General features: G+C 43.5%; 12 protein-coding genes. 7 read left to right on the top strand and 5 right to left on the bottom strand.

Annotated features, from left to right (window positions below):
• Positions 1-838 precede the first annotated feature (838 nt).
• On the bottom strand, positions 839-2,314 hold the full coding sequence (locus H6G83_RS03720) for a site-2 protease family protein (RefSeq protein WP_190467161.1): 1,476 nt from the start codon (positions 2,312-2,314) through the stop codon (positions 839-841).
• A gap of 248 nt (positions 2,315-2,562) precedes the next feature.
• Here H6G83_RS03720 and H6G83_RS03725 point away from each other — a divergent pair, with 248 nt between their 5' ends.
• The gene (locus H6G83_RS03725; RefSeq protein ID WP_190467164.1) at positions 2,563-3,249 is read left to right on the top strand and encodes an MBL fold metallo-hydrolase; all 687 of its coding nucleotides are present in this window, start codon (positions 2,563-2,565) and stop codon (positions 3,247-3,249) included.
• Positions 3,250-3,322: 73 nt separating this feature from the next.
• On the opposite strand, the gene ctpA is transcribed toward H6G83_RS03725, so the two are convergent.
• Complete coding sequence (gene ctpA, locus H6G83_RS03730) at positions 3,323-4,576, bottom strand: carboxyl-terminal processing protease CtpA (protein ID WP_190467167.1); 1,254 nt, start codon at positions 4,574-4,576, stop codon at positions 3,323-3,325.
• Between the two features lie 371 nt (positions 4,577-4,947).
• On the opposite strand from ctpA, the gene petB reads away from it, so the two are divergent.
• The 6 genes from petB (at position 4,948) to H6G83_RS03760 (ending at position 10,910) form a co-directional block, all read left to right on the top strand.
• Positions 4,948-5,595 carry a cytochrome b6 gene (gene petB, locus H6G83_RS03735; protein ID WP_190467170.1) on the top strand — a complete coding sequence of 216 codons (648 nt, stop codon included), beginning with the start codon at positions 4,948-4,950 and terminating at the stop codon, positions 5,593-5,595.
• Between the two features lie 283 nt (positions 5,596-5,878).
• Positions 5,879-6,361, top strand: coding sequence for a cytochrome b6-f complex subunit IV (gene petD / locus H6G83_RS03740; protein WP_190467172.1), 483 nt, complete (start codon positions 5,879-5,881; stop codon positions 6,359-6,361).
• A gap of 808 nt (positions 6,362-7,169) precedes the next feature.
• On the top strand, positions 7,170-7,613 hold the full coding sequence (locus H6G83_RS03745; protein WP_190467711.1) for an ATP-binding protein: 444 nt from the start codon (positions 7,170-7,172) through the stop codon (positions 7,611-7,613).
• A 306-nt stretch (positions 7,614-7,919) separates the two neighbouring features.
• Positions 7,920-8,924 carry a GDP-mannose 4,6-dehydratase gene (locus tag H6G83_RS03750; protein WP_190467175.1) on the top strand — a complete coding sequence of 335 codons (1,005 nt, stop codon included), beginning with the start codon at positions 7,920-7,922 and terminating at the stop codon, positions 8,922-8,924.
• Between the two features lie 233 nt (positions 8,925-9,157).
• Entirely contained in the window at positions 9,158-10,324 is a 1,167-nt protein-coding gene (locus tag H6G83_RS03755; RefSeq protein WP_190467178.1) for a glycosyltransferase family 4 protein, read from the top strand.
• Between the two features lie 214 nt (positions 10,325-10,538).
• Positions 10,539-10,910 carry a PHD finger domain-containing protein gene (locus H6G83_RS03760; RefSeq protein ID WP_190467180.1) on the top strand — a complete coding sequence of 124 codons (372 nt, stop codon included), beginning with the start codon at positions 10,539-10,541 and terminating at the stop codon, positions 10,908-10,910.
• Positions 10,911-11,159: 249 nt separating this feature from the next.
• Here H6G83_RS03760 and H6G83_RS03765 read toward each other — a convergent pair whose 3' ends face one another.
• The 3 genes from H6G83_RS03765 to H6G83_RS03770 form a co-directional block, all read right to left on the bottom strand.
• Positions 11,160-13,358 (bottom strand): transglycosylase SLT domain-containing protein, encoded by a 2,199-nt coding sequence (locus H6G83_RS03765; RefSeq protein ID WP_190467182.1) that lies wholly within the window; start codon positions 13,356-13,358, stop codon positions 11,160-11,162.
• Positions 13,359-13,694: 336 nt separating this feature from the next.
• Positions 13,695-13,817 carry a hypothetical protein gene (locus tag H6G83_RS35785; RefSeq protein WP_277876276.1) on the bottom strand — a complete coding sequence of 41 codons (123 nt, stop codon included), beginning with the start codon at positions 13,815-13,817 and terminating at the stop codon, positions 13,695-13,697.
• Between the two features lie 47 nt (positions 13,818-13,864).
• Positions 13,865-15,433 carry a helicase C-terminal domain-containing protein gene (locus H6G83_RS03770; RefSeq protein WP_190467184.1) on the bottom strand — a complete coding sequence of 523 codons (1,569 nt, stop codon included), beginning with the start codon at positions 15,431-15,433 and terminating at the stop codon, positions 13,865-13,867.
• Positions 15,434-15,541 lie beyond the last annotated feature (108 nt).

Below are 15,541 nucleotides of genomic sequence, written 5' to 3' on the forward strand. Positions count from 1 at the left end.
AGCTACGGCTTGTCAGGCATACTTACTTAGTGGATATCCTCTTTGATGAGTATATTATCCTTCTTGTTCAATCTCTGTTTTCTTCTTTATATTTCCTTTATAAATAACGTCTAATGTGAATAAAAATCTTGTAATTGGGTAGACATTTGTAGGGGCGGGTTCACCGGGATCATCGTTAATTGTTGATGATATTTGATTAACCCGCCCCTACCGAGTCTCATAGGCTCCAAGCATAGGCTATTTTTTGGATATAGAAGGTTTTCCTAATTCACATCAGACGTAAATAGATTTTTGACATCTCCGTAGATTATGATTAGCTGGGCAATTTCTCATCTACAGATGCTTAGTTAACGCCTTCTTTCTTTTTTAGAATACCAAATCTCTGTAACAATGAGCTTAATACAATTACAGCAACTTTTGCGTCTTTGCGCCTTTGCGTGAGTTATAGAAAGCAATATTAAGCTCAACTTCATAGAGAAATGGTATAAGTAGGTAGACATAATTAAATATAAAATGAGTTGTTGTTCGTAGTTAGCGATTTATCGCTCTATTGCTGGGTTTGAAAGGACTAAAGTCCTTACTACAAACTTATATTTAATTAAGTCTCTCTACTTTCAGTTACTGAGCAGATTAGGAAATGCTGTAATATAAAATTTGCAAAATTTAAAATAATTAAACTAGACAATAATTTTCATATATTAATATAGCAAGCAGCTAGGCTGGAGGTAAAGCGATCGCCACACAGATTACAACCAATCTCATCAGCAGATATAGTTACGAATCACCTCTTTAGCTGTAACCTGTAACCTGACACCTGTTACCTATCTCCCTGCTATATTTAAATTTGCAGCAAATTAGCAAGCACCTGCGGCATTGGCAACACAATAATTACCAACAAAGCTATTGCTAACAGACCTAAAATATCTCGCTTGCTATCCAATTCCGTCACATCATTCAAAGCAGGTTCATCAACTAAGGGAATGAACAATAAGATAATTGCCCAGACAAAAAATTCAGATTGAACTAATGAAAGTAACAATAACAAAAGCCGGGCAATTTGACCGATAAACATAGCTTTTCTTTGTCCGAACATGGCATGAACAATATGTCCACCATCTAATTGCCCCACAGGCATAAGATTTAATGCTGTGACAATTAATCCTAAAAAACCAGCCACTGCAACTGGATGTAAATCAATCGCTGATTTTGCAGTTAATGCACTTCCCATAGCTAATTTAGCCAGTAATCCTACAAGAATTGAATATCTAGGATTAAGAGCATCAGGATTGAGTAAACTTGTTTTGTCGGTTAAGGGAATTACATCCGAATGAGCCAAGCCCCAAATAACTAAGGGTAATGTAGCGATAAACCCAGCCAGAGGCCCAGCAATACCCACATCAAATAAAGCCTTGCGGTTGGGAATAGGACTCCGCATTTGAATGAATGCACCAAAGGTTCCCAAGAAAAAAGGTATGGGAATAAAATAGGGCAGAGTCGAGCGAATTTTGTAAAACCTAGCTGCTAAATAATGACCCATTTCATGGATACCCAAGATAGTCATTAACGCTAAGGCATAGGGTAATCCTTGTAAAAGTATTGTTGGGTCGCTTTGTAATCTTGTCAGGTCAACTCCGGCAATTCTGACACCTACTATAGTAGTTGTTACTAAAGTTGCCGCTAATAATAATAAAGCTAATCCAGGGCGGGTTAATTGTTCTGATTGTCTAGCTTTAGCTTTAGCAGCTTGGGTGTTGGGAACTAGTACAAAGAAAGGTTTACCGTTGAAACCTTCTTGAAAGATGAGTAAGAAGCGATCGCCAAATTCGGCTTCAATATTCGCTCTAATCTGCTGGTAAGCTTGAGTTGGTGTCGTGCGTAACTGTCCCCGGCAAATCACCGCCTGGGGTCTATACTCAATATTCTGGACGTAGTAAATAGACCAGGGAAAACAATTACGTAGTTGGGTTTCTTCCGTTGGTTCAATGGGACGCACAGGCACTGGTTCTACGGTAGGATGAATAGCCGATTGTGATTCTGGGGTCTGGGGTGCAGTTTGCGTATCCCTTGGCGTTTGCCGTCCCCACTGAAACAACAGCCAGTATAACAAAAGGCAGATAATCGACGGCCAAAATATCAGTGCTGGCGGTGGAGCTTGTTTCGCCCCATAAATCAGCGTCCATCCAGTTAAAATTAGTGCCGGTGTCATCAACACCAGCCATAACAGCCAGATGGGTGTTTTGGTGATGTTAGCCACACTGCGCTGCACCATCAGATAAGTAGCAATTCCCAATAACAGGAGAAACCAAAATGTCATGTTTTCTTTAGTATTTTTGAACAATGTCCCGCAAGTAGTGCTAGCACCGTAGCCATCACTACCAAGCAGACCTGCAACCCCAGATTTTTAGATCACATTTTATGTGTCAGTTGTTAGTTGTCAGAAGTCAGTTGTTTTAGGATTTGGTGTAATACATTCCTGATGGGGTAGTTTTCACAAATCTCAGCTACTGACCACTGACCACTGACAAAAACTATTTTTACAACACATCAGGTTTAGTTTTTCTTATGTGTCCCTTACCTCAACAACCTAGTTCTACAACCAAGTCACCACGGGATGTTTTAGACAGTATTTTTGCCTTTCCACCAAATCGGGACACATTAGGAGGAACCTCTTATTTCATTGTAGGAAATGAAGGCAATATCCTCATAGATTGCCCTGGCTTAGACCAAACAAATTTAGATTTTTTGCGATCGCATGGCGGCGTAAAGTGGTTATTCCTCACCCATCGCGGCGCTATTGGCAAAAGCGCGGAAATTCAACAAAATTTCAGCTGTGACATTCTCATCCAAGAACAAGAAGCCTATTTACTACCGGGCTTAAGCCTCACCACCTTCACCCAAGAACTCACCATCACACCCACAGCCAAAATTATCTGGACACCCGGACATTCTCCTGGTTCCTCTTGCTTGTACTATAACAATTTAGGCGGTGTATTATTTTCCGGTCGTCATTTACTCCCCAACCAACAAGGTGAACCCGTCCCACTACGCACAGCCAAAACCTTTCACTGGCCAAGACAAATCAACAGCCTCAAAACCATCATAGAAACCTTCACCCCAGATAATTTAAATTACATCTGTCCCGGTGCTAACACTGGCTTCCTCAGAGGTAAACGCTGCATAGACCAAGCCTATCACCGCCTCGCCGCCTTGGATTTGTCAACTTTGCTACAGATACAGGCGATTTTGTAGTTAATCAGTTATCAGTTATCAGTTATCAGTTATCAGGTTATGTTCACTGTTCACTGATAACTGTCAACTGACCCTACTCCCCAGTCCCTAACTTCGCCACCACAGCATTTTTACTCAACACATCCAAAGCGGCTTGATATTGCAAATCTGTTTCTGTACCAATTTCATCGCGGGTGAGTATTTGTTGGGTAACAACCGTATCTGGTTTGATGCCTAACTTGTTAATATCTCGGTGGTTAGGAGTCTCATATTTAGCGATCGTCACGGCTAAACCAGAACCATCGGATAATTCAAATAAAGACTGAATTAAACCTTTGCCAAAAGTGGTTTCCCCTACCAACTCGGCGCGACCGTTATCTTGGAGTGCGCCGGCGAGAATTTCGCTAGCGCTGGCGGTTCCTTGATTGACTAGAATTACCAGTGGGTCGTCTGTCAAGGCTGGGCCGAAAGCTTCAAAGCTACCTTGAATACCTTGGCGATTGACGGTGTAAACAATTGTACCGGAGTCTAACCACAGACGGGCAATTTCAATACCGGCTTGGAGTAAGCCACCGGGATTATTTCGCAAATCCAAGATGTAGGCAGCCGCACCTTTTTTTTCTAGACTAGAAATAGCGTGTGCTAATTCCATTGAGGCGTTAGCATTGAATTGATTTAAGCGCAGATAACCGTAAGGCGTACCTTGGGGGGATGAGCGTAATTCTGCCACAACAGGGTTGAGGGCGATGCGATCGCGCACGACTCTAATTTCCTGTTCGCCTTCGCCGTCGCGTTCAATCAACAGCGTCACTAAACTACCAATGGGGCCGCGCATTCTAGCAGCAGCTTCGTCTAATGTCAAGTCTGTAGTAGAAATGCCTTCAATTTTGACAATGCGATCGCGTGGTCTAATTCCCGCTTTCTCGGCTGGAGAACCCGCGATCGGCGCAACTACTTCCAACTTCCCACTTTGGGGATTGAGGGCAATTTGTAAACCTACTCCCGTCAGTTCTCCAGAAGTATTCACCTGTAAACTGCGATATTGCTCAGGGTCTAAAAACCTAGTAAAAGGATCATCCAAGGTTTTGAGCATATTTTGAATAGCGCCGTAAGCAGCTTTCTGGTCTGAGATTGGCTTTTCGAGTACCTTCTGTCTTACCGCCGCCCAGTTTTGATGATTAAAAGTGTCATCCAGATAAGTGCGATTAACAATTCGCCACACTTCCGACACCAGTTTTTGCTCATCCGTCAACGCTGCGGCTGGTTGAATAAATATTCCACAAGCCAAACTCAAAGCCACTAATAACGAAAATCCCAACCGAAAAACCTGTTTTTGCATGAACCCCATTTTCAGTTTTACCTCAACCCAAATTGCCTAGAATTTAGCCAGTTGCCCGATTTTTGATGAAATCTATCTCTCGACTATGTTACTTTTTTTATAGAAGTGGTGCATTATTCTCATCAAGTCGTTAAGGCAGCTGGTGTTAGTGCATCCCCTCTACCAAAAGGTTTATGATCTACTTTGTACCCCCCAATCGGGTCGGCTTGCAAAGAGAACGCAATATATTCCATATTTAACAGAGTGTTAAGTTTGTGAAAACTCTTAGCATTCTGCAAGAGTGAAAAACAAACAAAAAAACCTCCTCTTAAAAGAAAATCCCAAAATTGCCAATTGGGAGATTGAATCAACCGCAACCGATTTTAGGAACTTGAGATTGTATGGCCAACGTTTACGACTGGTTTGAGGAACGCTTGGAAATCCAGGCAATTGCCGAAGATGTGACAAGCAAATACGTCCCTCCCCACGTCAACATCTTCTACTGCTTGGGTGGCATTACCCTAGTTTGTTTTCTGATCCAGTTCGCCACTGGATTCGCTATGACGTTCTACTACAAGCCAACAGTTGCTGAAGCATACTCCTCGGTAGAGTACATCATGAACGAGGTGAACTTCGGTTGGCTCATTCGCTCCATCCATCGCTGGTCTGCCAGCATGATGGTGCTGATGATGATTCTGCACGTCTTCCGCGTTTACTTGACTGGTGGTTTCAAAAAGCCCCGCGAATTGACCTGGGTTAGTGGTGTGATCCTCGCTGTCATCACCGTTTCCTTCGGTGTTACAGGTTATTCTCTACCTTGGGATCAAGTCGGCTACTGGGCTGTGAAAATCGTGAGCGGTGTACCAGAAGCAATTCCCGTAGTCGGCGTACTCATCTCCGACTTGTTGCGCGGTGGTTCTAGCGTAGGTCAAGCAACCTTGACCCGCTACTACAGCGCCCACACCTTCGTTCTACCTTGGTTAATTGCGGTATTCATGCTATTCCACTTCTTGATGATCCGCAAACAAGGTATTTCTGGCCCCTTGTAATCGAGCAATGAGTTTTCAGAGCTAGTAGTTTGTTTTAAATTAAGATTGCTGAGTAGTGAGTGGTGAGTGTTGAGTGAAAAACCAAACACAAAAGGCAGCAGATCAGCCAGGGAGTGAGAGGAACTTACTCACAACTCAGGACTCAAGACTCAGCACTATAATTCCCTAGTATCTGAAACTGAAAGTTGTAAACAGCCTAAAGAAGGCTAGTGAAAATCTAGTAATGATTTAGGTTCAATACAAGGCCTTTAATTGAATTTTAAGCAGGAGAGCGCATTTAAACATGGCTACACTGAAGAAACCCGATCTGAGCGATCCTAATTTAAGAGCTAAACTCGCCAAAGGCATGGGTCACAACTACTATGGTGAACCAGCTTGGCCTAACGATTTGCTGTATGTATTCCCAGTGGTCATCATGGGTTCATTTGCTTGTATCGTGGCTCTAGCTGTATTAGACCCAGCAATGACAGGCGAACCAGCAAATCCTTTCGCTACACCACTGGAAATTTTACCAGAGTGGTATTTGTACCCAGTATTCCAAATTTTGCGATCGCTCCCTAACAAATTGTTGGGAGTATTAGCAATGGCTTCCGTACCCCTGGGATTAATTCTCGTTCCCTTCATTGAGAACGTCAACAAATTCCAAAACCCCTTCCGCCGTCCAGTTGCAACCACAGTGTTCTTGTTTGGCACTTTGGTAACTCTCTGGTTAGGTATCGGTGCTGCATTACCATTAGACAAATCTTTAACCTTGGGCTTGTTCTAAGATAGTAAGCTAGTCACCTAGAAGCTCCTTGACACCTGTAGGTTTCAGGAGCGTATATCTGAAAGTTATGATGTCATTCATATCAAGGATATGCGCTCTTGAAAACACAAAACAGGTGTCAATTTTAGTGATAATGATTAGTCAATAGTCAATAGTCAACAGTCAACAGTCAATAGTCAACAGTTAAAGAGTTTGACTATGGACTATGGACTATGGACTAATTAATTTTAGATACAAAAAATTCTCCAAAATCTAAAATAGACTGAAGATCATAAGACCTCACGGGACGTGGGAAACCCAGTAGCTTTAGCTCTGGGAGGAAAACGGACAAGGCAACTTTAGTCGCCGTCAAACATGGTAAAATCGATACAGCCACTAAGACCTTAAATGGTGGGTGAGACTCCCAGTGGTGGGACATACAGTTAAAAGACGGTTCACCGAAATGGTGACTTGCTACTAAGTGTAGTCTGTTTCTAGCCCCCGCAAGCAAAGACTTTTAAGAGAGTGAAGCAAACAATATACAAAACGTAGACCCAATGGTAGAGGCGGGTTTATATAGATCATCGCTGATCAGGGATAATGTATGTGAACCTGCCCTTACGCACTGTTTCGGAGGGAGTAGTGGGAATTGATGCCCCCTGTCGCACGACACCGGGATACGAGTAAACGGTCTTGGGAGTTGTGGTTCGAGCAATGCCTTGGTGGTATCTCCTTTTCAAGAATCCCCCGACTTTTTGTGAAAATGAGCGATAGCGAAATTTTCACAAAAAGTCGGGGGAGTGTCAAAGTTACATTAAACTCACGGTCAATGCTTGGCATAATGCAGCACGACCAACTCACAACTAAGAGCGAACTGAAGCTCCTCAACCAAGTACAACAATGGTTTGAGGATTTTTCCCTAAAATACCTGTTTCAACTTGGCTGGACAGAAACACAACTTTATCGCCTCAACTTAGCGTTAGCGGAAGGTTTTACAAATGCAGTCCGCCATGCTCATCGTACTTTACCACCGGAAACAACCATAGAAATTGAGGTCAATCTATGGATTAACAAAATAGAATTGAGAATTTGGGATCATGGTAATCCTTTTGATCCAGATGCGATCGCCGAACCAGAACCAGGTACTTTACAGGTGGGTGGTTATGGCTGGTTCCTCCTGCGACGCTTGGCTGACCGTGTGGTTTACGAGCGCAGTGAGGATGGAAGAAATTGTCTAGTAATCGTTAAATATCTCAAAGAAGGGCAGCATTAGGTACTGGGGACTGGGGTAAAGGATGCCCATTTTTCCCTTTCCCCTTTCCCCTTTAAACTTTTCCCCTCATCCCCCTCAAACCTGTGACAGTGGAGAAAGTCAAAGGGAAATCTGTATAAAAAATAATACTCACAGTAGTGTAGTTAGCATACGAGTTACTTTTAGGACTTTGTTACAATTAGGCAAAATTATTTTCGGCGGGAAATTTCACTAAAGTGTTTATCGGTGCAAATGGTAAACGCTGAGTAACTTTTCCTAATGCTGCTTTAGCTCTTATGTAGTAAAAGAGGGGATAGCGAAAAGGATATGACTAAGACAGCCCTAGTTACAGGTATTACTGGTCAAGATGGCTATTATCTCAGCCATTTGCTTCTCAATCAAGGTTATCGAGTTGTAGGACTGGTTTCACCGCACCGCCAACCGAATTTGGCAAAGTTGGGGAATTTGGCAACTCAGGTAGAAATATATAATGTTGATTTGAGAGATCCTCTAGCACTACTAAATGCAGTAGAACAACTGCGTCCCCAAGAAATTTATAATTTGGCTGCACCTAGTTTTGTTCCTGACTCATGGAAAGACCCACTAGGAACTCTTGATTTAATTACTGGGACGGCTACTAGATTATTGGATGCAGTCCGACAAGTTGGTTTATCTACCCGATTTTATCAAGCTAGCAGTTCCGAAATGTTCGGGGATGTGTTATCTTCCCCTCAAGACGAAGAAACTACCTTTCGTCCCAAAAATCCCTATGCAGCAGCAAAGCTACACGCCCATTGGACAATGGTGCATCACCGACAACGCTATGGTCTGTTTGCTTGTAGTGGGATTTTATACAACCATGAATCTCCTTTGCGCCCGCCTCAATTTGTTACACGCAAAGTATCATTAGCGGCTGCATCGATTAAATTGGGTTTAGCTGAGACTTTAGAAATGGGTAATCTAGATGCTAAACGCGACTGGGGATTTGCGGGTGATTACGTAAGGGCAATGTGGTTGATGTTGCAAGCTAATGAGCCAGAAGAGTATGTAATTGGTACAGGTAAACTACGCAGTGTGAAAGAATTAGTGTCTATAGCTTTCGATTCTGTGGGCTTAAACTGGGAAAATCATATAGTAATTAATACAAACTTACTCAGGCAAGACGAACACTTCCAACTGGTAGCTAACCCTAGTAAGGCGAAAAAAAATCTGGGCTGGGAACCGGAAGTGAGCTTTGAAGCACTTTTAGAGAAAATGGTGCAAACCGATATAGAACGATTACAAAATGGCTCAATTAGCCAAGCAACAGAAGGGAAATTACTGGTAGATTAATATCTTTGATTTTTAAAATATGGCGTAGTGCTGTTAAGGTAGCTAATAAAACTCTTAATTTTGCTTTCTGTGTTTTTTGTGCCTCTGTGGTTTAATAAATTATTTTTTACCACAGAGTCACAGAGGCACGGAGTTAAGAGATTATACCTTGACAGAGTTAGCAATGCTTACCCTACGATCTCAATGGTGGGCATTGCTCACCCTACCGATACTAGCCTAATAAAATAACTTCAATGTCAATTGATACAGTGGGTGAAAACATAAGTCTAAATCATACTTCTGGTGGAAAAACTCAGCATATATTCCTCTTTTTAGAAGTTTTTTGCCAAGAAGGCGGAATTCAATCTTATGTCAAGGATATTTTTCGGGCATATTCAGGATTAGGTCAAGGTTATCAAGCAGAGGTTTTGATACTGCGAGATAGCCCTGAAGACTCAAATCCTTTTACATCAGATATTTTGAGATTTCATTATTTTAAAAGCCGCAAGCCCCAATTAGGCAGAATTAAAATGGCTGGGGTGCTAGTGAAGTTATTATTGCAGAGACGACCACAACAGGTTTTTTGCGGACATATTAAGCTAGCAGTATTAATACAAACCCTCTGCCAACCTTTGGGTATTCCTTACACTATCTTGACTTATGGTAAGGAGTTTTGGGAACCTTTGAGCGATAAAGAACGCCGCGCTTTGGCTGGCGCAAAAGAAATTTGGACAATTAGTCGTTATAGTCGCGATCGCGCCTGTGCAGTTAATGGTATAAATCCACAAAAGGTGAGAATGTTGCCTTGTGCAATTGATGGGGATAAATTCACACCAGGCCCCAAGCAGCCAGAATTAGTAGAAAAGTATGGCTTACAGGATGCTAAAGTGTTAATGACTGTAGCCAGACTATGGTCAGGCGATATATATAAAGGTGTGGATGTGACAATTCGGGCATTACCGAAGATTGTCCAGGCGTTCCCAGAAGTAAAATATTTAGTCATTGGTCGGGGTGATGACCAACCGCGACTAGCACAATTAGCCCAAGATTTAGGTGTAAGCGATCGCGTTATTTTTGCAGGTTTTGTGCCTACTGAACAGTTAATGGCACATTATCGCCTAGCGGATGCTTATATTATGCCCTCACAAGAAGGTTTTGGTATTGTCTATCTAGAAGCAATGGCTTGTGGTGTCCCCGTGCTGTCTGGTGATGACGATGGTTCAGCAGACCCCTTACAAGATGGTAAGCTAGGGTGGCGCGTTCCCCATCGCAACCCAGAAGCCGTAGCCGCAGCTTGTTTAGAAATTCTGCAAGGAAACGATAAACGCTGTGACGGAGAATGGTTACGCGAACAGGCGATCGCACTTTTTGGTATAGAAGCTTTGCAAAAGCAGCTTTTGTCTTTAGTCCAGAGTCAATAGTCCAGAGTCCATAGTCCATAGTCCATAGTCCATAGTCCAGAGTCCATAGTCCATAGTCCATAGTCCAGAGTCCAGAGTCCATAGTAATAACAACTGATAACTGATAACTGACAACTGATAACTGATAACTGATAACTGATAACTGATAACTGATAACTGATAACTGATAACTGACCAAACGCTATCCTAGAAGGAGAGCAAGACAGTATTTAAAATGAGCTTTAACAACTCTCAATTGAATCTTTTAAACTTCCGCCCCTGGCTAACCGCTTTAGCGATCGCTTGGCTACTCGCTTCTTTGGGTTTAGGCTGGTTAGTAAATTCATTATTGATCATTTTTGGATTGCTATTGCTAGCGCCCGTTGTGGCATTTTTCGGGTTTCGCTGGTGGCTAGAACGCAATTTAGTCACTGATCAATGTCCCGTCTGTAATTATCAATTTACGGGTTTAAATAATAGTCAACTGCAATGTCCTAACTGCGGAGAAAACGTCATGATCCAAAAGGGGCGTTTTCAACGCTTCGCACCAGAAGGAACAATTGATGTTACCGCCATTGAAGTACCATCACAACAATTGGAAGATTAAGTTAATCAGTTGACAGTTATCAGTTATCAGTTGTCAGTTGTCAGTTGTCAGGTTATTTCGGCTGTTCACTGATAACTGTTCACTGATAACTGTTCACTGATAACTGTTCACTGATAACTGTTCACTGATAACTGTTCACTGATAACTGTTCACTGATAACTGTTCACTGATAACTGTTCACTGATAACTGTTCACTGATAACTGTTCACTGATAACTGTTCACTGATAACTGTTCACTGTCAACTGTCCCTAATTCCCCTCGGCTGGGAGTTTTGGGTGCTGGGCTGAATATTTAGCTACGACGTTGGAAATCTCCGGGTTATAAAGTCGTAGATAATTCCAGTAATTACCGAATACTTGCCGCACGTAGTCTCTAGTTTCATTGAAAGGGATGGCTTCAACAAACTCATCTGGGTCTTGGTTGGGTATAGTTTGTAACCATTTAGCGACGTTACCGGGGCCTGCATTGTAACTGGCGATCGCTAGCATGGAATTATTGCCATACTGTTCATGAGTATGGTCTAAATACCATGTTCCCAACATAATGTTGTCGTTGGGGTTTTCTAAATCAAGAGTCTTATTATCAACTTTAATTTTTTCAGCTATCCATTTTCCAGTATCTGGCATTACCTGCATTAAGCCAGTAGCGCCAGCAACAGATTTAATTTTCGCTTCAAACCGTGATTCTTGACGCATCAAGGCAGTTACTAACAGGGGATTAAGTTGTCTCTGTGATGACCATTTTTCAATTTCTCTCAGGTAAGGGAATGGGTAACGAGCTTGCCAGTAGGTGATTTGCTGACTCAATGCTTGATATTGGGTTTGTTCTTCTGGTGTTTCCCTGTCTTCTAATTTGGAAATGAGGTTAATTCCTGAGAGATATTCTCCTCTAGCTAACAGCATCAGTCCTTCAGTGAATTGTTCGGCTACCGTGGGTTGCTGTTTATTGAGATATTCTGTTTCCCATTGCAGCCAAGCATCACGGTCTTGACCAAGTAGATACAATTCTTGAAAAGTTTGGGAACCGGCTGGGGGTACGGGACGTTGGTAGGGAATAACTTCCGGCTTAAGTTGACGGACGTTATTAAAGTTGCCGACATTCAACCCTAACAGGTTCGCCGATCGCCAGGCATAGTAAGAGTAGGGAAATTGGCTAATCACATACTCATAAGCATCTTTAGCTTCCTGTTCTCTGCCGATGGCGGTTGCCCATTTACCCATCCAAAAACCTGCTCTGGGAGCCAAAATACTATTAGGATTGTTGATCACAATCGGTTGCGCCCACTTCCAAGCACTGGTATAATCCCTAGCTTTGGCTTTGTTGAGAGCAGTTTTCCAACGATACTCTGCTGCTTCATCAGACTTGGGATACTTGGTGATCAGTTGTTGCCAAGTTTCTTGGGCTGATTTTTGATCGTTGAGGGCTGTGAGAATTTCCGCTTTTCTTTGCAATGCTTGACTTGCTTGTTCCGGGAACTTAGCAATTACTTGGTTGAGATAGGGTATGGCATCTTTACTAGTTCGCGCCATTTCTGCCATACGTAACAAACCTGTGCCTGTTTCCCTAGCAGTAGGAAATTGTTGGATTAATTGATTATAGGTGGCGATCGCTTGTTCTCGATTTTTCCCGCCTACCTGTAACCCTCGTGCAGTCCGGTAGAGGTTACGCGCTGTCTTGGGTGCTTTAGCGTAAGCATTCGCCGCTTTGAGGAATTGATTGTTCTCCCAGTAGGCTGTACCGATGATATCCCAATCTTGGGGTTTAAGGTTAGGCTGTTGCACTAACTGGTCTAACACACCTACTGTTCCAGGCTGATTATAGGCATATTGCGCCAAGATTAACTGTAACTGCGGCTGATTAGGATTTTCTGACAAGCGCTTCCTGATAATTTCCCAAGTGAGGGGATGAGAGGGAAATTGCGCGATCGCTGTATCTTGAAGCTTTGGTTGGGCAATTAGATACATAGCCTTTACAGCCGCCGCTTCCTTCGGGTACTCTTTTAACACCTTTTGTCTGAGGTCAGAAGCTTTGCCATCTTCACCCAGTAAATCCTGTGCTTGTGCTTGTTTCAGTAAGATGTAGGGTGCAAGAGCAGGATAATTCTTCTCTAAACCCGTCAGTAATTCTAAGGCTTTTTCACCTTGTTTTCTGTCAATATAATCACTCGCCAACAAATAACGCGCCCGTTCTCGGTCTGGCGATCGCCCGTTTTGTGCAAGTTCCTCTAGTTTAGCGGCTCGTTCTGCTGGGGGTTGTGATATGAGGGGAAATACATCTGATCTAGTCTTCTTACCCTCAGATAACTGTTCTGGCTGATCCTTAAAATTAAGCCATCGCCCTAAAGACTGACCAATTTGAGGTGCTGCTACCATCGCCCCTGCTGAAAAGGCAAACAGCGCCGCACCTGCAATTATGGGAATTTGCTTTTTCTGGATTTTCTTCAGCATGGATACTCGCCAAACAGCGCAGATGAATTTTTTAGCAACTCTAGCATTAGTTGCTAGGAATGTAATCACCCTATTAGTTAGTTGTCAGTTGTCAGTTATCAGTTATCAGTTATCAGTTATCAGTTATCAGTTATCAGTTATCATTTTTTCTCCTCATCTCCCCCATCTCCCCCCACTCCCTCATCTCCCTCATCTCCCCCCACCTTTCAAGGGCAGGTTTTTTACACTTCGACCCAAAAACACTGATTTTAGGGTGTAGGGGTATAAGGGTGTAGGGGTGTAGGGGTAGATGAAAGTCTGATAATTTACTGAATCTTATAGTCCTCACTGATTACTTTATGAAAAACCTGCCCTTAAGAGTCTCCCCCCTCCCTCATCTCCCCCATCTCCCCCCACTCCCTCATCTCCCCCATCTCCCCCCACTCCCTCATCTCCCTCATCTCCCTCATCTCCCCCCACTCCCTCATCTCCCTCATCTCCCCCATCTCCCCCACTCCCGTCTCACGTTAGGCTGAATTTTCCTCACCGCTAGGAGCAAATACACTGGGGTCGAGATAGTTGAGACGGGCGAGGGGGCTGAGGGAGTTGAGGATTTGGGAGCCGTAGCTGCGGTTGACTACACGGCTATCGAGTAGGGCGACGATACCTTGATTTTCGCGTACCGGGGCTACTGCCCGTTGTAGTTCATTTAAAGCGGTTGGTAATAAGAATAAACGGAACCAGTCTTGATGCGATCGCTTATAGTGAGCTACTCTACCCGCCACAAGGGGATGCTCTAAAGATGGTAAGGGTAAAGTCGCAATCACTAACAATTGAGGCGCGGGTAAGACGGCTTGATGTTCTCGCCAAAACTCCCAACCGCTCACTAAAATGCCATTCTCATCTAAACAAGTTTTTTCTACCTGCACCCGCGAACCAAACTCAGAGGCTAAAATTGCACCCACCTGCGCCTTTAATGGCACATCTCCCACTAGTAAAACTGTCAATCCCTTTGCCGTAGCGCTCAAACAGACTAAAGTCCGCACCTTATGAATAAATGCTGCTTGGAACTCTGGCGTATTGGGCAGAGGTAACTGATATGGTATGTACAGTTGAATTGCCTCTGATTGGCTATCAGAAGCGAATTTTAGGCAGGTTAAATCATCTAAACCCAAACGCTGACGGAACAGAGGAGCTTCGGTTTCTGGCTCTAAAGCGCTGCCAATTAGGACGACTGGCTGTCGTTGCCAAATGGGGGCAAGAATTTCGCCTAATTCCAATGGTGCGTAGTGTAGCGAGAATAAACCTTGGCGACGGGCGATAGTTGCCCAGAGGAGGGGTAGGGGAGATGGGGGAGATGAGGGGGATGAGGAAGTTTCATTGGTTGGTAATTGCTGCCAGAGTTTCTGCCAAACTTCTGGTACACCTGATACTGATGCTAAAGTTGCTTGGAGTTGGTTTAAAATATCGGTTTCTGATTGGGAAATTAAATAACACTCGTAGGGATTAGCTGGATGTTTATAAAGTTCACTTGTCAGTTGAATCCTGGCGGCGCGAATTGCTTCGGCTTGTTCAGGACAAGCGAGAATTAGCTGCTCCCAGTCTTGGGGCTGGATATTTTGAGTAAGCTGATGACGTACCCAATCTTCTAAATCATCTACGCCATCGATAATTGTGGGGATGCCTTGGGGAAAACTATCGGCAGATGTGATCTGTCCTTGTAACCAAGCTTCGGGAGAAATCAGAAGTATTCCTTGGAACTCAGGGTTGGGCCAAGCGTCACCTGTTCTGATTGATTTGTTAACTTGTAACCACTGCTGTAGACGAGGAATTTCCACTCGCAGCAGCAGTTGTTGTACTGTTTGGGTAGCCACAATAATTACAGGGCCATGCCACATCAAAGCGGAGGCAACAAAGCTAGTGCGATACCGTCCTTGATAGCCACAAACAGCCCCTACTTGAATTAAGGCGCTACGTCCCAGACGCAAGGCGCGTGCTACCAACCGTGCCATCGTTAAATGATGGGGCCAGGAAGGGAAACCCGCCTGCGATCGCAAAAAGTTATGTAATGACAAATGAACTTCTGCCTCAATCACACGCTTTCCATCCCATACAAAATGACTTTAATTGCCAATAGCCCCATTTCTATTATGTTGTCAGAAGTCCATAGTCAACAGTCAACAGTGAGTCCAGTCCTGTAGGAG

The sequence above is a fragment of the Anabaena azotica FACHB-119 genome (genome assembly GCF_014697625.1).
GTDB classification, from domain to species: domain Bacteria; phylum Cyanobacteriota; class Cyanobacteriia; order Cyanobacteriales; family Nostocaceae; genus Trichormus; species Trichormus azoticus_A.